The sequence below is a fragment of the Methanobrevibacter thaueri genome, assembly GCF_015062915.1.
GTDB lineage: Archaea > Methanobacteriota > Methanobacteria > Methanobacteriales > Methanobacteriaceae > Methanocatella > Methanocatella thaueri_B.
This window is the reverse complement of record NZ_SUTJ01000003.1, coordinates 187,065-205,468: the sequence shown is the minus strand read 5'-3', so window position 1 is coordinate 205,468 and position 18,404 is coordinate 187,065. Positions and strand designations below refer to the sequence as shown.

21 protein-coding genes are annotated in these 18,404 nt (G+C 36.1%); 4 read left to right on the top strand and 17 right to left on the bottom strand.

Annotation, left to right across the window (positions count from 1 at the left end; translation table 11 throughout):
* Positions 1-580: 580 nt before the first annotated feature.
* The 3 genes from E7Z78_RS03580 to E7Z78_RS03570 all read right to left on the bottom strand — a co-directional run bounded on the left by E7Z78_RS03580 (position 581) and on the right by E7Z78_RS03570 (position 3,961).
* Positions 581-1,618, bottom strand: a complete 1,038-nt coding sequence (locus E7Z78_RS03580; protein WP_303723813.1) for a TIGR01177 family methyltransferase — start codon at positions 1,616-1,618, stop codon at positions 581-583.
* Between the two features lie 45 nt (positions 1,619-1,663).
* Positions 1,664-2,635, bottom strand: coding sequence for a PH domain-containing protein (locus E7Z78_RS03575; protein ID WP_303723812.1), 972 nt, complete (start codon positions 2,633-2,635; stop codon positions 1,664-1,666).
* A gap of 132 nt (positions 2,636-2,767) precedes the next feature.
* Positions 2,768-3,961 carry a proteasome-activating nucleotidase gene (locus tag E7Z78_RS03570; RefSeq protein WP_394354857.1) on the bottom strand — a complete coding sequence of 398 codons (1,194 nt, stop codon included), beginning with the start codon at positions 3,959-3,961 and terminating at the stop codon, positions 2,768-2,770.
* 224 nt (positions 3,962-4,185) lie between these two features.
* On the opposite strand from E7Z78_RS03570, the gene E7Z78_RS03565 reads away from it, so the two are divergent.
* A complete protein-coding gene (locus tag E7Z78_RS03565) occupies positions 4,186-4,680 on the top strand; it encodes a multiprotein bridging factor aMBF1 (protein WP_303723811.1) in 495 nt (164 codons plus the stop codon).
* On the opposite strand, the gene E7Z78_RS03560 is transcribed toward E7Z78_RS03565, so the two are convergent.
* The 11 genes from E7Z78_RS03560 to E7Z78_RS03510 form a co-directional block, all read right to left on the bottom strand.
* Positions 4,681-5,112: a DUF356 domain-containing protein gene (locus E7Z78_RS03560; RefSeq protein ID WP_303723810.1), complete on the bottom strand. Its 432-nt coding sequence runs from the start codon at positions 5,110-5,112 to the stop codon at positions 4,681-4,683.
* Positions 5,113-5,148: 36 nt separating this feature from the next.
* Positions 5,149-6,366: a hypothetical protein gene (locus tag E7Z78_RS03555; protein WP_303723818.1), complete on the bottom strand. Its 1,218-nt coding sequence runs from the start codon at positions 6,364-6,366 to the stop codon at positions 5,149-5,151.
* A 44-nt stretch (positions 6,367-6,410) separates the two neighbouring features.
* On the bottom strand, positions 6,411-6,857 hold the full coding sequence (locus E7Z78_RS03550; protein WP_303723809.1) for a hypothetical protein: 447 nt from the start codon (positions 6,855-6,857) through the stop codon (positions 6,411-6,413).
* Between the two features lie 64 nt (positions 6,858-6,921).
* Positions 6,922-8,346 carry a Mur ligase family protein gene (locus tag E7Z78_RS03545; protein ID WP_369693465.1) on the bottom strand — a complete coding sequence of 475 codons (1,425 nt, stop codon included), beginning with the start codon at positions 8,344-8,346 and terminating at the stop codon, positions 6,922-6,924.
* A 491-nt stretch (positions 8,347-8,837) separates the two neighbouring features.
* Positions 8,838-9,920 carry a glycosyltransferase family 4 protein gene (locus tag E7Z78_RS03540; protein ID WP_303723807.1) on the bottom strand — a complete coding sequence of 361 codons (1,083 nt, stop codon included), beginning with the start codon at positions 9,918-9,920 and terminating at the stop codon, positions 8,838-8,840.
* 65 nt (positions 9,921-9,985) lie between these two features.
* Positions 9,986-11,080: an acetyl-CoA carboxylase biotin carboxylase subunit family protein gene (locus tag E7Z78_RS03535; protein WP_303723806.1), complete on the bottom strand. Its 1,095-nt coding sequence runs from the start codon at positions 11,078-11,080 to the stop codon at positions 9,986-9,988.
* Positions 11,077-11,559: a hydrogenase maturation peptidase HycI gene (gene hycI / locus E7Z78_RS03530; protein ID WP_303723805.1), complete on the bottom strand. Its 483-nt coding sequence runs from the start codon at positions 11,557-11,559 to the stop codon at positions 11,077-11,079. Before hycI ends, E7Z78_RS03535 begins: the two co-directional genes overlap by 4 nt.
* A gap of 9 nt (positions 11,560-11,568) precedes the next feature.
* Complete coding sequence (locus E7Z78_RS03525) at positions 11,569-12,336, bottom strand: methyltransferase domain-containing protein (protein WP_303723804.1); 768 nt, start codon at positions 12,334-12,336, stop codon at positions 11,569-11,571.
* A gap of 26 nt (positions 12,337-12,362) precedes the next feature.
* Positions 12,363-12,830: a nickel-responsive transcriptional regulator NikR gene (nikR, locus tag E7Z78_RS03520; RefSeq protein ID WP_303723803.1), complete on the bottom strand. Its 468-nt coding sequence runs from the start codon at positions 12,828-12,830 to the stop codon at positions 12,363-12,365.
* Between the two features lie 101 nt (positions 12,831-12,931).
* On the bottom strand, positions 12,932-13,399 hold the full coding sequence (locus E7Z78_RS03515; protein ID WP_303723802.1) for a hypothetical protein: 468 nt from the start codon (positions 13,397-13,399) through the stop codon (positions 12,932-12,934).
* 54 nt (positions 13,400-13,453) lie between these two features.
* Positions 13,454-14,098, bottom strand: coding sequence for a hypothetical protein (locus E7Z78_RS03510; RefSeq protein ID WP_303723801.1), 645 nt, complete (start codon positions 14,096-14,098; stop codon positions 13,454-13,456).
* Between the two features lie 90 nt (positions 14,099-14,188).
* Here E7Z78_RS03510 and E7Z78_RS03505 point away from each other — a divergent pair, with 90 nt between their 5' ends.
* From E7Z78_RS03505 to E7Z78_RS03495, 3 genes are read left to right on the top strand one after another with little or no spacing between them, the layout of a single operon-like run.
* Positions 14,189-14,740, top strand: a complete 552-nt coding sequence (locus E7Z78_RS03505) for a DUF2115 domain-containing protein (RefSeq protein WP_303723800.1) — start codon at positions 14,189-14,191, stop codon at positions 14,738-14,740.
* A gap of 9 nt (positions 14,741-14,749) precedes the next feature.
* Complete coding sequence (locus tag E7Z78_RS03500) at positions 14,750-15,280, top strand: TIGR00730 family Rossman fold protein (RefSeq protein ID WP_303723799.1); 531 nt, start codon at positions 14,750-14,752, stop codon at positions 15,278-15,280.
* Between the two features lie 15 nt (positions 15,281-15,295).
* Positions 15,296-15,955 carry a hypothetical protein gene (locus E7Z78_RS03495; protein WP_303723798.1) on the top strand — a complete coding sequence of 220 codons (660 nt, stop codon included), beginning with the start codon at positions 15,296-15,298 and terminating at the stop codon, positions 15,953-15,955.
* Between the two features lie 13 nt (positions 15,956-15,968).
* Here the strand turns inward: E7Z78_RS03495 and E7Z78_RS03490 are convergent, their stop codons facing one another.
* From E7Z78_RS03490 to E7Z78_RS09745, 3 genes are all read right to left on the bottom strand, one after another.
* A complete protein-coding gene (locus E7Z78_RS03490) occupies positions 15,969-17,228 on the bottom strand; it encodes a transposase (RefSeq protein WP_303723797.1) in 1,260 nt (419 codons plus the stop codon).
* A gap of 304 nt (positions 17,229-17,532) precedes the next feature.
* A complete protein-coding gene (locus E7Z78_RS09750) occupies positions 17,533-17,847 on the bottom strand; it encodes a hypothetical protein (protein WP_394354856.1) in 315 nt (104 codons plus the stop codon).
* A gap of 9 nt (positions 17,848-17,856) precedes the next feature.
* Complete coding sequence (locus E7Z78_RS09745; RefSeq protein ID WP_394354855.1) at positions 17,857-18,252, bottom strand: transporter substrate-binding domain-containing protein; 396 nt, start codon at positions 18,250-18,252, stop codon at positions 17,857-17,859.
* Between the last annotated feature and the right edge of the window lie 152 nt (positions 18,253-18,404).

The following is an 18,404-nucleotide window of genomic DNA, read 5'->3' as shown; positions in this document are numbered from 1 at the left end:
TCGACTTGCATGGCTTAATCGAATCCCAATAGCAGTAGCATCTGCCAGGATCAAACAGAATTGAATCACATAACAGACATAATAAGTATAAAGTATTATGAAGTACGCTAAATATAGACGAGTATTACACTAAACTAGTTTGTAACTAATTCACCACATACTACAAAACCAACATCATACTTGAGAAAATTCAAGTACTCACAAATGTATAGCTACATGCGGAAAGCAACCATCATAGTAAAAATTGTTCCATACAATGTTACTTAGGTCATCGCCATAAAACACATAGCACATCTAATAGGCAGACAAATTTTATTAACAAAATCAATTGAAAAACATTGCAAAAAATATTAAATTTTTACAATTATAAATTTCATAAGGATTTTAATTCAAAAAAATATTATTAATAAGTTATATTAATAAAAAAAGAATATATTATGAAATCAATTTAAAATTTTTAGAACTTAAAAAAAATAGATTACAAAAATAAATTTTTAAAAAAAAATAAAATAAAAAAGAGTTAATCGTTTTAAATCGATTTACATTGGAAATTTAACTAAGTAGTATATAAATGTATCCCTTAATTTAACTTTTTACGTATTACTGATATAATCCTAGTTAAACTTTTATGCATTTTAATTGCGTACTGCTCCACAATTTCAAATCCAACCTCATCCACCATCGGTTTTAAATCAACGTAGTGTGGAGAAGCCATACAGAGGTATGCATCATCCTTCATATTATCATATATTGAATGGAAGAATTCATTGAAAATTTCTTCACCATCAACATCACCAGTTGAAGTTGAAATTCCATATGGAGGATCAGTGACCACACTTGCCACCTTTTCATACATCTTAAGCTCACGAACATCAACATTGAATGTCCTGTAATCTGTTATGCCATAATGCTCCAGATTTATTGCGGTTCCATTTTTCATTTTCCAATAGATGTCTGAGCCTGCCACCTTGCATCCAATCAATCCGGCTTCAATCAGTATTCCACCTGTTCCACAAAACGGATCCAATAGCAATTGTCCCGCCTTGACCCTTGAGAGGTTAACCATGCATCTGGCAAGCTTAGGGTTCATGGATCCAGGATAGAAAAATGGCCTTTTATGTGGTTTGCTGTCTTCAAAATGCTTTTTGTCCAATTTTATTTTTTCAATGGCCACATAAATAATATTTCCATAAGCGACTACCCTGACAAGGGATTTTGGTTTGGAAAGGTTTACTTTAATATTGCCGCAGTTGTCAAGAATCAATGTGCCTACATGCCTTTCTGTTCCAACGGTATCTATTTGGGAATGGAATCTTTTAACCCTTACTGCAAATGTTTCGTCAATGTATTCATCCCAATTGATGCTGGAGACATCCTCATCAAGATTGTCAATGTCTGACCTTGCAAGAATCTGGTGAACCTCATGGGTGTATCCCAGTCTTTTGACCAGTATCCCATAATATTCATCAAGGTTTTCATCGGAAATGTCTTTTAGTATGACAAGCCCTTCAGTGACTCTTTCTATCTCTGCTTCAATGTTTTCACATTCCATGACTGCTTTAAGTTCAGCCAAAGGCAATTCCGGATGTTCCTGTGATTGTATGCATAGTAATTCCATCAATTCACCTAAAATTAAAATTAAATTATTATAAAAAAATGATTATTATCTTTTGAACTTGTCAAAGTGTCTTCTGATGACATCCTGTGAAGCATCATCTACATCATTCGGTTCAATTTCCTGATGCTTTTCGACACCTTCATTATACTGACTTTGAGGATTGTTATTATGATAGTAATCATCACCACCCATAGAATACTCATCCCTTATTTGATTATAATAGTTATCTTGGGAACGGCCGTTTGATGGGTTGTTGTACCTGTCACTGTATGGCTCATATTCATAGGTATGGTGCTGAGGAGTGATAGTGTCAAAGTCCTCAGGATAATATTCATATTCCCTTCTTGGACGGGAAGTGTTTTCATGAGTTATTGGAGTGATTGGTTCATACTCGTCATAATACTCGTTTCTTCCCAGATAATCGTCCTCGCGAAAATCCCTTTCGAAGGTGTTTTGCTGAGGAGGGAACCTTTGTGGCGGAGCCTGGAAATTCCTTTGCCCAACCATCCTTGAGAATATTATTTCCTCAACTTCAGAAGGATTGGAAATGTTTTTGATTTCCATCTGATTGTTGTCATAGGCACTGAAAAGGCTGACAGATCCCACATTCATCATTTTTCCGAAAATGCTTTGGGAAGTATTTATGTCCTGAATTGTAGCGTAGGGCATGTAATTCTTCTTGGTTGAAAGTACCCCTGACTTGATAATGATTTTTGTCTCAGTCAATGTGTATTCCAGAGAATACCAACCGATCAGTTGCCATATGATATATAACACATCAATAAGAATGATGACGAAGAATGCTATTGCAGCATATCTTGTTAAAGAGAGTTTAACGTATGAAATGAGATAGACCTGCATTTCCCCTATGAAACGGATTGCAATTGGGGAAACCATCAGTATTATTGCCAATAAAACAATCCCGTAAATGGCTTTCTTACATCCTAAAAGCATATTGGGTTTTGCCTTATAAATGACCCTATCTCTGACATTTTCATCATTTTTATCAAATAACATAATTATACTATTAGAATTTACTTTTAAATATAGTTTTACAAAAAAAGATTATAGAAATAAGCCTCAGCTCGCCCATCATTCATCACATATCAGAGCTCATAGGGTTCATCATCGGCTTATTCTCAATTAAATTTATCCAAACATTACGCCTGCTTCTGATTTGAAGATTTCATCTTCTTTGGATTTGCTCATGACTTTCTCTATGGCATCCATAAAGTCAGTGACAGTAATCTTGTCACGTTTGTCACGAATTGCAAACATACCAGCTTCAGTACATACTGCTTTAAGGTCTGCACCGGATAAATCATCTGTCAATTCAGCAAGAAGGTCAACGTCTGCCTCCTCATCCAGTGACATGTTTCTGGTGTGGATTTTTAGAATTTCACGTCTTCCGTCGATATTTGGAAGAGGCACTTCTATGAATCTGTCAAAACGACCCGGACGTAAAAGTGCAGGGTCCAGGATATCAGGTCTGTTGGTTGCACCAATGATTCCAATATCTCCTCTTGATTCGAATCCGTCAAGTTCTGCCAGCAATTGCATTAAAGTCCTTTGAACTTCCCTGTCACCGCTGGTGGAACTCTTAAGCCTTTTGGCTGCAACAGCATCCAGTTCATCAATGAATATGATTGCAGGTGCTTTTTCCTTAGCGAGTTCAAACACTTCACGAACAAGCCTTGCACCTTCTCCGATGTATTTCTTAACGAATTCGGATGCGACAATCTTGATGAATGTAGCGTTGGTTTCGTTTGCAACCGCTTTTGCAAGCAGGGTTTTACCGGTTCCCGGAGGTCCATATAACAGGATACCTTTAGGAGGTTCGATACCTACCTTTTCAAACAGTTCAGGTTCTGTCAATGGAAGCTCTACGGTTTCCTTAACCTCGATGATTTGCTCTTCTAAACCACCGATTTTATCGTAAGTGATATCTGGTTTTGTTTCAATCTCCATTCCTGAAACGTTTGCGTCTTTCTCTGATGGCAATACTTCAACAATTCCGAATGTTTGTTGATTCAATGCCACTCTTGAACCAGGTACCAATAATTTTTCATCTAAGAATTTTGAGTAGTTAACTAGAAAACTAGGTCCGGTGCTACTTTTTACGGTCATTCTGTGATCATCCAATACTTCAGTAATGGTTGCGAGCACTAATGGTGGAGACCTAAATCTGTCTACTTCTGAACGTAAAGACTTAGCTTCTCTTTCTAATCTTATCTTTTCATTTTCGATTAGAACTTTATCCTTTTCTAATTTCCTAACTTTCCACATTAAGTTACTTTTAGCTTTGGATTTTTCTTCCCTTAAAGAGTCAATTTCTTCTTGCATAGATTCTACTTTTTCTATCAATTGCTCTTTTGAAGAATTTTCCAAATCATCAAAATCATTCATGTGAATCATCTCCAGTTAGTATTAAATTTTAACAACATGTTACTTTAATAACAATTAGTAACTTTAAAGTATTTAAAGGTATTCATTTTAATTCATACTAACAATTATTATATAATACTATTAATATATAATTAATTAGAAAAATGAGGGGGACAAATAATATGGAATGTGAAATTTGTGGAAAACCAGTGCCTGAAAACAACCCAATTAGAGCAAAGATTGAAGGATCAGTAATGGTTGTTTGCAAAGAGTGCTCAAAACTGGGAACAATACAAAAAGCGCCTCCAAAACCTAAATATGTAAAACAAAATAAAAATAAAAAAACAACCAACAACACTAGAAGAAGAAACTATTCCAGAAACGATGAACCGACCGAAGAGCTAGTTGAGGACTTCAGCTTTGAAGTGAGAAAGGCAAGAGAATCAAAGGACTGGTCCCGTGAAGAGTTAGGTCGAAAAATAAATGAAAGGGTTTCAGTAATCACAAGGATTGAAACCGGAAAAATGACTCCAGACACCAAACTAACAAAAAAACTGGAAAAAGCGCTTAACATCAAACTCCTTGAAAAGGTTGACAACATCGATTTGAACCAGTTCATCAACTCATCATCTGGAGAGCGTACATTAGGCAATATAATGAAAATCAAAAGAAAATAGCTATTTCATATAGCTATTTAACTTATCATTTCTGATATGCCTTTCTTTTTTATTAATTTTATAATCAATCATACCATCATTAATCGCTTTTGCAGGATGATATTGTCCAAAATCCTCTGCATTATTTAATACATACTCTAATTTTGAAAACGCATCATATTCATCACTGACAACAACGACATGTGCCGGAGGATGAATTTTTTTAACCTGCATAATGCTTAATGTGGTATCTTCCTTTACAAAAAAAGCTGTGGCAGCACTGGATTTGGTTCTAAGCTCTGACTTTAAAATGCCTTCAACCAAAGTGTCTGCAAAATTAGGATCAACGATTTTAGGTGAGGATATTATATTCAAACTGCCATGCTGTTCTATGTCTGAAATTGCACTTAGCAATTTGGAATTGTTTTCTCCTCTAATTAAAATTAATGCCATAATAATCACATAAAAAAGTAAAGATATAGGTGATGATCACCTATTCTGGAATGATTTTAACAGTCTGCTTCTAAATACAACAAGCAATATCAAGATGATACCCACTGCGGTTTGAATACTGCCTAGAATATTTAAAATGTTACCGTCAATAGGTAAATCCCATGCAGGAGCAGATCTGTCACCAGGAAGCGCATTGTAATAAACACCAACCGCTTTGGAACCTTGCTTTACGTTCAAGTCCTTAGGTTCCACATGGTCGACACCCATTAGAAGACCGTTGTTAATACCTCTGTTGATTGAACCAGCAATAGCTGATGCATCATAACCGTATTTAGCAACAGACGCTTCCACTATTTCTTGTGTGGTTGATGCCACACCAGGCTTATCTGTTCCATATACTGAAACACTAACCGCATTGGAACTGACTGTTAAAGCTGAACCCAATGCCTCATAAGCATAAACGATTCTCAATTCAGACCCGCAGACAGGGCATCTGTCATGACTTTCTGCAGCCGGATAACCCATAGCCCAACCACAGTCATCACAGACCTTTGAATATTCCTCATCCATTGGATAACCCGTTTGGTTCATGTCTGTAGGTGTGAACATGTCATCGGTGGATATTCCTGAAATCAAGTTGACTCCACCACCACCGTATTTTTCACCGGAATCATGAGCAACTTCTCCCATTGCTTCTGAAAGAATTGTGGTAGCGGAATATCCGTCCCTAATCATTTTACCAATATTCATTGCGGTCTCTTTTCTTACAGTGTCAGCTGTACCGTATAATGGGTTACCTGCAGTGTTTCTCAAGTGAATAATAGCTCCTTTCTGACCAGGCTGCAAGGTAGCCACACCACTGCTGTAAGGAGTGACCTTGATGTCGTTGCTTGCATCATCAACAGTAATTACATAAGCGTTGAAAGATCCTCCGATTGCAGCACCAATGTTAGGACCTCCAACTACAAGACGAGCACCCTTGTACTGGGATGCAATGGAAGCCGCAGAAGCTGCAGATGCATTGTTTTCAAGGTTTGCCACAGCATCAACAATGGAATCCAGCCTAGTGTCTGAACTACCGGTACCCCCTGAGAGCACGGCAAAGTGATTGTTCTTAGACATCAGGAATGTTGACTGGAACATGTTTTCTGCAAAGGACATACTTCCTGCAGCCGCACCGTTTGGATCGTTACCGCTCGGGTCGGTAATGACAATGATGTTACAGGTAGCAGCTACGCTGCTCATTGTCATCAAGAATATTACCAGAAAAACAATCAGTGCATGAAACTTCTTAAACTTCATCCGCTCGCCCCTTTAGTTTTGTTATCCAATTCTACAGATGAAAAGTCCTCAATAACAGTTACTGTAACTACACCTGTATTCTTATCTACTTGAACATCAGCGGCAGTAATCGGTTGAACAGATGTACCTGGTACTGTTGACCGTGTTGCAAATTCCTGCGCCGTCTGTATCGCATCCTGCAGCGAGACCTCTCTTTTAGAAGTCTTTAAAACATCGTCATAAATTACACTTCCGTCCCTGAAACCAGCTTGCATAACATTATATCTGATGGTATCTACCGGAACAATGTCATTACCTTTAATAATTACTCCAGAAATAGGAATACCATCATTAATATCATCAGAGGAAGCATATGCTACATATGTGATTAAACGACCACAAAGAATTAAAATAAACGCTAATAGTAAAATTATTAATGTGTCTCTTCTAATCTTTATAAACATGTTTATTTCCTCGTAGTATAGAATATATACATTTATTATATTAAATGAATATGATATTTAAATTTTATATTATCTCCTTTAAAATTGACTCTGCAGGGTCCATCCCTTGAGCACCGATTAACAGGATAATGTCTTTGTTATCCGCATTATTGTAAACCTCATTCAAACAGTCCTTTAGATTGTCGAAATGAGTGTAATCGATATTGTTCCTGTTCAAAGTATTGAAGAAGACTTCCCTTTCCTCCTCTTCAACATAGTTCAATTCATTGACAACATCATTACTTGAGGAGAGGTACAGTTCAATCCTATCACTCATTGACTCAACTAGTGCATCAACATTCAATTGGTTGATTTCAACTCCTCTTGAACCTCTTATTGCACATGCAACATGGAGTTTTTGGTTTTCCGGAAGCAGTTTAAGGGTTTCTGAAATTGTTGCCTTGATCCCATCAGGGTTATGTGCGAAATCATCATAAATCAATGGCTCATCATTCAATTTGGCAAATCTCCTATTCAAAGCTTTATAAGTTTTGACTCCATCAATTATTTTATCCATGTCAATATCAAGGGAAATGCATGCTCCAATAGCTGAGAGGATATTCTGTATGAAATGACCTCCCTTGAACGGCAATTCATCAATGGATAAAACCTCATCATCATTATATATTATGCTTTCACCATCGAAATAGACTGCATTGTCCTCATCCAACGGTTGCATTGAAGTGTAAAACGGATTTTGAGCATCAAGTTTCATCACCATCTCATCATCATGGTTAAGGACTGTTGTTCCTTCGCCGATTGCCTTTGGAACCGCCTTGATTTCATCAAACACGTCATCTATTGAGTTGACTAGACCGATATGGTCCATGGCAATATTGGTTATGACACCGACTTTAGGCTTGATTGCTTCACTCATCAGTGCTGCATGGTTTTTCATTAGCTTATCCAGCCAGCCCTGAACTTCAGACACTTCAATTACAAGATAGTCAAGCTCGCCGTTTTCAATTACCTCATCTGAAATCAGTTTTGAAACCATAGGGTCTATAAGTGTGTTGAATTCTGATTCACTGTCAGTGTTTGTAAGCACGTGATATCCTGCATTATCCAGTATATGATATATTAAATGTGAAGTGGTGGATTTTCCATTGGTTCCTGTTATTACAACATTTGTTGAGTTTGGAGAGTATTTTCTTATTGTATGTGAAAGAGCATATGCGTTTGCAAGCTCGATTTTATCAGTTACAATCAATGGGAAGTTAAGTCTTTCAGCAACTTCCTCTGCCCCGTCCTTAGGGGTTTGTGTAATGAGACATGCAATATTTTTGTTGAACGCCATTTCAACACCTGCACCATTAATCCAGTGCCTTACAACAATGTCTCCTGTATGAGCATGATTTAGGAAAGTGAATTTTCCGGTAAAGCCGTCTATGGAGAAGAAATCATCATTTCCTACAAGTTTTCCTTCAACCTTGTCTGCCAAATCGTGAATGTCTGTTAATTTCTCCACATAGGAATTTTCACCATCATTTGAACCGCCTCCTAATGAGGTAATCCTTTCGGTAATTCCTCCAATGGAAAGAGATTCTTCAGCACCTATGATTTTTTCACCGACCTTCTTGACCAAGCCTGTTTTTTGTTTTGAATTTTCCTCTTCCGCAAGCTTTGACACATATTCCCTTGCGGTTTCCATATCGTCAATTATTATCAATGGGAAATTCAATCTTTCAGCAGCTTCAATAGCTCCGTCCTTAGGGTTTGGTGTGATTAGACATGCAATATTCTTGTTGAATGCCATTTCAACACCCACTGGGTCAATGACTTCACGTATTACAATGTCTCCTGTATGAGCATCATTTAAAAATGTAATTTTTCCTGTAAAACCGTCAATGGAGAAGAAATCATCGTTTCCTACAAGTTTTCCATTAATCGAATTAGCCAAATTTTTTATATCCATTATTATCACCAAAAAAAGAAAAGAATTTAGAATACATACATCTTAGCAAGTATTCCGATTAAGCATAATAATACAGTAGTTCCCCAATAAGTAAGCACAATTTTAACTTCTGACATTCCATAATGATTTAATGTGTGATGTAGAGGTTCCACTGGTAATTTAATGATATGTGCCCTGTGCAATAGGCTAACTACAACTGATAGGATTGGAACACCCAATGCAAGAACACCGAAGTATGGTATGTCACATACAAGCACTGCAGCGGCATAACCTGTTCCAAGTACAAATGATCCTGTGTCTCCCATAAATATTGAAGCTGGATACTTGTTGAAAACTAAAAATCCTAAACATAATGCAGCCAATATTGCAAATGGTGGCATAATTGTTGCCGGTCCGAATAAGTAACCATATGCACAGCATGCAATTGATGCAATTCCAACAATACCTGCTGCCAGACCGTCCATACCATCTATAAGATTTACTGAATTAATACATCCGAGAATTGCTATGACCACAACTGGAATAGCTAACCATCCTAATGTGAATCCACCCAATGTGGTTACTGCTCCTGTTAATCCTAAAAATACTCCTAAAACTATTTGACAGATTATTTTTTCCAATTCTTCAGGTTCTGTCTTGATTGGAACTTCTCCTATAACCTCAACCTTGCCTGCCTTAAGCAAATCGTCAACTTCCGCTTTTGCCTTAGGGGTTGCAACACGAACTTCCTCGCCCGGTTCAACATCCAATCTTCCTAAAGTGATTGTTTCATCGGAAGTGTTTACCACAATCTTTTGAATTTCCTTAACCTTAAGGCCGATTAGGTCATCAACCATACCAACAATTCCTCCTGCAAGCATTATGAATGACACCATAAGAATTGGAGTGTTTTGATAATATAACGCTATGACTAGGGAAATTGTAAATAAGAATGCAATACCGCCCATTGTAGGAGTACCACTCTTATGTCTATGTTCGCTGACTATAGGATTGTCTGCAATCCTTGCTTGTAACAATATTCTTTTAACATACCATGTGAAGAATATTGTAGCACATAATGTTATTAAAAAAAGAATTAACATCTCTGTATTATTCATTATACCACACAATAAATCTTTTAGATTATTAAGATATATATTGATAATAGTATATAATTATAACTTATAATACAGATTTATGTTAATTTATCAATTAACTCTTCAAGCTCTTTTTTAGTTTCGGCTCTTGCGGTGACTCTTTGATAACCTGCCGGACCATGTATAACAAAATCATTATAGTCAAATGATTTTACAGGCTCATTTGGAGCAGGCCCCTCATAATTTCCAATTGGGATTTCTGTTGAGTAAAAATATTTTAATTTGTCTGAAATGCTGGAAAGTGAAAATTCGCCAATAGCCATATCAACGAGTTCGCATAATGAATTGACACCGCAAGTAGCTGTTGTCAAGTATCTTGTACCGTTAGGTCTTGTGTTAACCTCAATAGCATATAACTGGTCTTTTTTAGCGGAATACATGAAATCCATTTCAAAAATACCGTCAGAATCCAAATTCTTAGCCACCTTGTAAGCGGTATGCTGAACGAGATTATTGTCGAGGCCTTCAACCATGCATGGACCTGTTTTTGTCTTGTTCAATGGATGAGTTCCTTCAAGGGTTGTTTCTCCCTTATAGATTGGTGGCAGTGCAACATATTCACCGTTGAAACCCAGCACTTCAATTGAAATCTCAGATCCTTCTATGAATTCCTCACATAATGCCTGGTCGAAATCCTTAAAGTATTCCTCAACGTCTTCCATTGATTTGGCAACCATAATGTCCTTTCCGCCTTGGCCTTCACCCTGCTTTAGAACAACCGGAAACTCCAAAGTCAACTCATCTGGACTGTTGAGTATTTGATAATTTGGTGTTGTGACACCGATTTGGCCGTAAAACTCTTTTGTATTGATTTTGTTGGAGGTCAACTCAACCGCACGGACTCCAGCGGCAATGACTGGAATTCCGTACTCCTCTTCCACTTCCTCCTTCATGCGGGCAACGTCAATGAGTGGAGGGTCTATTCCAATCAAAGGCACTATTGCATCGACATTCTGCATTAATGCTACCTGTTTAGGCCCATCCATTCCACGGGGAACGATGAATACCTGGTCAGGTAAGTCCAAGTTGATTGCTTCCTCGTTTGATTCTGTCAAGACACTTTCTACGCCTTTGCTTTTAACATACCAGTCAATATCATCATATAATCTTGATCCAATAAATAAAATTTTCATAATATAATCCCTTTTAATGTTTTAATAAAGTTATTTGCGGCTTCCTGAACCTTTGGTGTTGGAGCATTTGCCCATTCCATTGTTTTCGGCTCTATTCCCACAAAGATTATTTTTAAATCACTATCCTTTTCAAGGAATTTTACAAAGAATGACAGTGACATGGAATGTGTTGAAATTCCAATGTCAGCAAAATCCTCCTTATCCACAATTCGCATATCTCCCGGATTGGAGTCCATCAGGCATGCATCGACAATGATTAAATGAGTTGGGTTTTCCTTTCTGATTTTTCCTGTGAAGTTTTCGGGAACTGTCTGCGCATCTATAAAAAGCAGACTATCGTTTTCCATGTTTTCCTGCTTTAGTTTGCTTATGATGAATGGTCCAACGCCATCATCGCTTTTAAGCTCATTGCCCACGCCCAACACGATTAATTTTTTACAATCATTCAAGAAGTTTTCCAATTGAGATTCAAAAGACATAATTTTCTCCTATAAGTATTTTGTTTCAATACTTTCAATCCCATTTCCCATAATATATTTTAGTTCAACATCTATAAAGTCATTTTCTCTGATTTCCCTTTCATCCAATGGTATCAGCAACGGAGGGTTCAACATTGGCATTGGCCCGGCGATAATGTTGTCGTTAAGCCTTGTATAGGTAGTGATTTTCAAGCCGTTGACTGTGCCGTTTTTAATTGCTTTAAGTTTTATTTCAGCCTGGAATTCCGGGGATATATCATCAAGGAAGTTTATTTCAGAGTAAATCACCTCATCGGAGAAAACCTCATAGTTAACATCTTCATCCCAGTGAATGTAATGCCTTTCCATATTTACAAGCTCGACTGAATTGATTACACCCTGTGGAATTATCTTGCCCCCATCTTTTAGAAATCTCTTGGCATAGTTTAAAACCGGAACCTCTTCCTCGTCAACCAGTGCGGTGTCGAGCATTTCACAAACTATCAAATCGGCTTTTCTTATGAAATCATAATCCAAAACATCACTGTTGATTACTTTAATGTTTTTAAAATCCTTTAAATTCTCCTTTGCGCATCTATATGATCCCCTGTTGATTTCAAGGGAGATTATCTCATCGAATTTTGAGCTTAAAAAATAGGATAGTATTCCACTACCGCATCCCAAATCAAATGCCAAGTCAGTATTGGAATCATATTCATCAATTGCTTCAAAAAAGACGGCCAAACGGTCTGTGTCCTTTAATAAATCATGATGATATGGAGTGGTTTTGAATTTCATTGTATAAAAAAATAGAAAGAAAGAATTTAATGATGGTGGTGAGTATGGTCATGTGAGTGACCAGGTTCCTTAAATTCTTCTCCGTTAGCAGTACTTGTCAATTTCACGTGTTCAACACCTTTAAGTCTCATTATCCTTTCGGTCAATTCACGGATTTCTGCAATGTCCCCATTGACAACAACAATTTCCATACAGTACTTGTCTGTCATGTGAATGTGCATACTTGTATTGATTTCGTTTCTGAAACTGTGTTGAATTTCTGCCAGATTTTCCATTACTCCTGTGTAGTGGTGGTCATAAATGATAGTTACAATACCAATTCTTTGGCCTTCCATGGAATTCATCCATTGGTATCTTACGATATAATCTTGAAGTGCATCACGAATTCCTTTTGAACGAGATTGGTATCCTCTTTCCTTTAAAACTTCATCAAAATCTGCTAATAATTTTTTTGGTAATGACATACTTATTCTCATCATAAATACACACATCAATCTCAATTATTACTTATAAATATGATTTTTTAATTATTTAAATGTTATGATGAATTTAGTAAATAATATTACTCATTTATTAAAAAAAATGAAAATGTATATTATTCGACAAGAAGATAATACTCGCCGTCATCCTTAACTATGGACTTCAAAAGCCCCTTATTCTGCAGGGACAAAATAATGTGATACATTCTGAAATTGCTGAGCTCCAAATCCCCATACAATAAATGACCCTCCAAGGTATACTTTGAAATAAGGTCATTTTCATCAACCAGTTCCTGAATCAGTTTGTATGTATCGATTTCCTTCTGATTCAATTCCATCTCTTCAAGGTCCTTTTTTGAATTAACAGTGTTAAGCTCCTTTTCACTATCTGATAAACTGGCCTTATTGTCTTTAAAAACAACAAGATCCTTGTCTTGAAGCTCTTCGAGAATCTGAACAAGGTCATACTCATGAAATCCAAGTTCCTTTCTTAAGATATTCAATGGAACACCATCAGGATATTCCCTGGCATAGATTTCTATTTGATTCAGTACAACTTCTTCGTTTTTGGTAATAGTAATCATATAATCAGTGAAAAAATTTTATAATAAATATTAAGTTAATATTAGTTTAAATATTTAACTTAATTGCATTTCATTCTCCAATGCCTTTTGTTCCTGACGGTTTTTCTCGGCATTTTCCTCAGGAGTCAGATTGGACGGCCTTGTGAAGAACAAGTCAATGTCATTGACGACTTGGCAAATTGACATGTGAACCAGTTCCTTGAGGGCAAGGCTTTTTTGAACCCGATTCATTGACTCGTCGGAATAAATCATGTCATAATCCTTCTTGTAGTCTTCACGAATCTTTGCTGGATCCAAACTGATTTTAAGGTCCTCCTCATCATATTCTTCGGTTAAAAGTAAAAAGGTAATCAGTTCTTCCTTATCATCCTCAAAATCTTCACTTTCATTTTCAATGACATCATAGAAATAGCCGCTGACTGACTGGAAAACGTCACGGGATTCATTGCCGTTTATGATGTTGTCAATGAACAGGCCAAATGTATCTGAAATATAATACTTGCCGTTTTCCTCTTTTGTATTGAAAACCAATTCATTTTCCACATTTGCAACATATTGGGTCAATACAATGTCTTTTCCTTTTTCAAATGTGCTGGTGTCGAATTTAGTGTTGTTCAATTTATAGTCAGAATTAACTTTTAAAGCATTTTGAATACTTTCAATGTCTTCCTTTGAAATCTCTATGAAATTATCAGCCATATCAATTCACCTTACTATATTCTTATTGAGTTGCATTTTTTAAATATTTTTTTATTAAAGTATTTATTTAAAAAATTTTATAATAAAACCATGGAAGCCGAAGACATATTGATTGAACTAAAAGAGTTATCCGGGAATAATGAAATCACAAAAGATGAAATAATGGAGATTCTTAAAAAATATGCGCGCATCATATCAGTTCAAGATTTAATGTTGGCTACAGCGCGAATGAGAAAGGATGGAGAGTTTGTTCAAAAGAATTACCGTGAAAAATACCTGTCAGTCTACATCAAGTATTTCATTATGCGCATGAAGGAAGTCAAGGAATTCGAGGATTACGACAACGTGGCAGTTGACAAGGAATCCTTTGACACCTCATTTCCAATGCTTGAGCAGACTTTTGAAAAGGAAAGATTGGGAAATGCCGATGATGACAAGTTCCCATTGATTTATGTCATCACAGCATTGTACACCACATTCATCCTGGAAGAGCCAATACATCCTGTTGGAAGTGAATTTCCAGGAAGTCTGTTTGTTGAAGAGAAAAACGGCGAGTTCTTCTGTCCGGTTAAGGACAATCAAAAGGATAATGTCAACGCAATATGTCATTTGTGCCTAGCTGAGCAAACCCCTGATATTTAGAGTGATTATATGAACATTTGCTTATATGGATCCGGAAGCCGGAAAATAGATGAAATTTACACCGATGCTGCCTATGAACTAGGTTGTAAAATAGCTGAACACAACCATACCCTTGTTTTCGGTGGAGGAGATACTGGAATGATGGGTGCCTGTGCAAGAGGCGTTCATGACAATAACGGGAAAACATTAGGAATAGCTCCAGAATGGATTGGTAATTTTGAGCCGTTATGTGAAGAGTGCAGTGAGTTCATTTATGTTGATTCAATGGATGAGAGAAAAAACAAATTTTTAGAAAATTCAGACGCATTTATAATATCCCCTGGTGGAATCGGCACATTGGATGAGTTTTTTGAGATAATCACACTTAAGAAACTAAAACAACACGATAAAAAGATAATTGTTTATAACATTGTCCATTTCTTTGACAAGATGATTGAAATGATTGATGAGATGGGTGAAAAGGGATTTCTATACAAACAGGAAGAGCTTTTTAAAGCCACAGACAGTATTGAAGAGATTTTCAGATATATTGAAGAGTAACATGGAAATGGTAAAATGATTAGTGACGATGATGCTTTGAGGATTGCTCAAAAAATAGAAGATGCAAACAATCTTGACATTAAAAAAACAATAGAAAAAGCAGCCACTGCAGGTTATCTTGGTGAAGAGCATTTTTACTGTACTGTTATTGAAGACGGCGGCATGACACATACCGTTCCCGAAATTTTAGGCAACCTGTATAAGTCACAGCCACTGGACAATTTATATTTTGACATCATCTCAAAAGCGCTGGATCATGATGGAATATACATTTCCTTAGGTTACTGCGCTTCAAACCTGTTCATTCCCGATGATGAATGCAGTGAAATCATTGAATATGATGATTATGATTTAGATGACGATGAACTGGAATATCTGGTGGAATATGCATTGATTACAGCTGAAAGCGTTAAAAAATTCAGAGTTTATGCTGAAGAGGGAATAGCTGCACATAACAAGACAGATGATGTCGGATTGATGGTGAACATTATAGATGGTGATTATAAGGCATACTTCGCTTTAAGGTCAACAGACCAGTGCATGTCCAGTTTCAGGGTTCTTCCATTGGGCATCAACTATCAAAAGGAACATCCACTGTCCTTAAAAAATCCGATAAATAAGATTTTAATCGAAATGATTGATGAAACTATAGTGTTGAACCTCTCCAGCTTGTAGAAGCTGGAGATTCTTAGGCCATACCTATTGTTTTGTCAAGGCCTTTCCATTCGTAATAATATTCGAATTTGCCTTGACCAATTGGTATGAAATCTACTAAGCATAGCACCATTGAACCAGTGGCGCGTAGAGCTTCGTCTAAAATATTTTTTGCAGCGTTAACATCTCTTTGAAGTATGCTGTGGCAGTGTGGGCATTCCCATTCTCTTTCATCACGACCTAAGCCATGATTTATTTCACCACAGACATTACATTTTTTACTGGAAGAGAACCATTGATCGATTTGTACAAATTTACGTCCGTACCATTCTGCTTTGTATCGTATCATTTCAATGAGTTTTCCCCAGCCTATTTCATGAATGCTTCTGCTTAAACTACCTTGACGGACCATTCCTCTAATATTCAAGGTTTCCATTGCTATGAATTCGCAGTGTTTTACAATATTGTAGGATATTTTATGATAATAGTCGTTGACGACATTGTTTTTCTTGTTTATCCATTTGTGGAGTTTTTTTAGTGTTTTTTTCCAGTTGGATCCACCTTCTTTTTGGCGTGCTAGTTTTTGTTGGTAATATTGTATTCTACGGTTTATTTTTTTTAAATCGGGTTTGTGTATGACTTTTCCGTTGGAAAATGTTAGGAAGTCTGTTAATCCCAAATCTATGCCTACATATAAAGAAGGGCCGGAAAATGTTTCCAGGGGTTGTATTTTTTCTAGTTCGTAGACTATGCAGACGAACCATTTTCCGTTTTCTTTTAGGATTGTGGCTTCTTTGATTTTGCCATCAATGTCTCGTTTATGTTTGACTTCAATGTATCCGAGTTTGTTTAAGCGTAATTTGTTATCTTCCCACCTTATTGAGGCTTTTATTCCGTTTTTAGTTTTATATTCGTTGTTTCTGAGTGTGATGGATTTTACTGGATTTTTTTTAAGGGACTTGAATTTAGGGTGTCCAGTTCTTCCATCGTAGTATCCATCATATGCTTTTATTAAGCGGTCGGTGGATGCCTGTATACATGTGGATTCTGCTTTTTTCAGGAATGGTTTTTGTTTTTTTAGATTTTTAACGATTTTTTGTGTGTAATTACGGTTGATTTTACATGTTTTACCTATTCCAAATTCTTTGACTAGGTTTTCACGGTAAATGCTGTATTCTAATGTTTTGTTGAATACGTAACCGGCTGCCCGTAAATTGAAATTCAATTCCCCTTCTAAATCCTCATCAGGGACAAACTCAATCTTATCGGTCAAAATAAAAGTTTTATCAACCATAATATGCTCCCCACACTTTATTCTTTTTTTTAGACAAAGATCTCATTAATTTTTTTGATTAATTTCAAAAAAATGTTTTCTTTTCTTAATAACAACTTATATACATTTATAATAAATAGAGTTTATCTAAGAGCATTTGGAAAGTAATACAGTATATTTTTTTATTTTGCAAAAAAATTCTAAAAATTCAACAACACTCTTAAAAGTGCAATTCATCTCCCGGCTTAAAGAAGCCGGAGAATTCTTACACAATAATGTTAAAGTCCTTGCCATGAAGAAATGAATTATGTTAATCAAAATAAAGTCAATACCATATAAAACCTGTGCAAGCAGTGAAAACTGATTTTCCGCAACAAATATTGTTAAATACGGAATTAATGAGACAATAAATAATAATGTTATAGTTTGCTATTTCCCTGTCCACAAGTATTGCATCACATACTCCTGATTTCAAATCCATGAACACTATTGTGATGTCCCTAACTTCCACAATATCCTTTAATGAATTTTTAAGGGTTGTATTGTTGTTAAGCCCCTCGATTACGGAACTTCCCTCCTGTACTTCAACGGTTTTACCTTTTAAGTCATCAAGAGTCTTGATGTCTGAATTGGAATCCACCACGACAACCTATGTGTTGTTGAAGTAAGGTTCTGAGAATGTGTACTTGTCTTCACGACCGTCTATTGTAAAGCTACTCCATATACAGTATATTTCTTCTAAATTAATTTCAAAGTCTTTACTGTTCCAGTCAATAACAGGTTTAGGTTCAAATGTCCAATTATTCCTTGCACAAACTTCTTTTGCTAAATCCAAGTCAAAACCGGCATATGACCCATTGTCTGTGAGATATTCAAAAGGCGGAAATATTGGATTAAATCCAACAACCAAAGTTGTGTCATTGTTTTCTGTTGATTCTATGGCATCGCTAGCAATGTCAAAAAGTCCCGCAGAGGCAGCATTCATTGAAATAAATACCATCAACACCAATGCTATCAATATTTTTTTGTTTATATTAATCCCCATATACATCAATAAAATTCAATTTATGTTATAATATCTATTTAAATATTCTTTTAATAGAAAAACAGGTAGATGTATAAAATAAATGACAATAAGTAATTTAGACTACAATAGCCTTGTTAATTAAAAAAGAGGAAATTTAGAGAAGTTTATAA

Bases quoted from the DNA above. Each gene is read 5' to 3' on its own strand.
- E7Z78_RS03580 (WP_303723813.1), bottom strand. From the start codon at position 1,618: ATGGAATTACTATGCATACAATCACAGGAACATCCGGAATTGCCTTTG.
- E7Z78_RS03575 (WP_303723812.1), bottom strand. From the start codon at position 2,635: ATGTTATTTGATAAAAATGATGAAAATGTCAGAGATAGGGTCATTTAT.
- E7Z78_RS03570 (WP_394354857.1), bottom strand. From the start codon at position 3,961: ATGCAAGAAGAAATTGACTCTTTAAGGGAAGAAAAATCCAAAGCTAAA.
- E7Z78_RS03565 (WP_303723811.1), top strand. From the start codon at position 4,186: ATGGAATGTGAAATTTGTGGAAAACCAGTGCCTGAAAACAACCCAATT.
- E7Z78_RS03560 (WP_303723810.1), bottom strand. From the start codon at position 5,112: ATGGCATTAATTTTAATTAGAGGAGAAAACAATTCCAAATTGCTAAGT.
- E7Z78_RS03550 (WP_303723809.1), bottom strand. From the start codon at position 6,857: ATGTTTATAAAGATTAGAAGAGACACATTAATAATTTTACTATTAGCG.
- E7Z78_RS03535 (WP_303723806.1), bottom strand. From the start codon at position 11,080: ATGAAAATTTTATTTATTGGATCAAGATTATATGATGATATTGACTGG.
- hycI (WP_303723805.1), bottom strand. From the start codon at position 11,559: ATGTCTTTTGAATCTCAATTGGAAAACTTCTTGAATGATTGTAAAAAA.
- E7Z78_RS03525 (WP_303723804.1), bottom strand. From the start codon at position 12,336: ATGAAATTCAAAACCACTCCATATCATCATGATTTATTAAAGGACACA.
- E7Z78_RS03515 (WP_303723802.1), bottom strand. From the start codon at position 13,399: ATGATTACTATTACCAAAAACGAAGAAGTTGTACTGAATCAAATAGAA.
- E7Z78_RS03510 (WP_303723801.1), bottom strand. From the start codon at position 14,098: ATGGCTGATAATTTCATAGAGATTTCAAAGGAAGACATTGAAAGTATT.
- E7Z78_RS03505 (WP_303723800.1), top strand. From the start codon at position 14,189: ATGGAAGCCGAAGACATATTGATTGAACTAAAAGAGTTATCCGGGAAT.
- E7Z78_RS03500 (WP_303723799.1), top strand. From the start codon at position 14,750: ATGAACATTTGCTTATATGGATCCGGAAGCCGGAAAATAGATGAAATT.
- E7Z78_RS03495 (WP_303723798.1), top strand. From the start codon at position 15,296: ATGATTAGTGACGATGATGCTTTGAGGATTGCTCAAAAAATAGAAGAT.
- E7Z78_RS03490 (WP_303723797.1), bottom strand. From the start codon at position 17,228: ATGGTTGATAAAACTTTTATTTTGACCGATAAGATTGAGTTTGTCCCT.
- E7Z78_RS09745 (WP_394354855.1), bottom strand. From the start codon at position 18,252: ATGGGGATTAATATAAACAAAAAAATATTGATAGCATTGGTGTTGATG.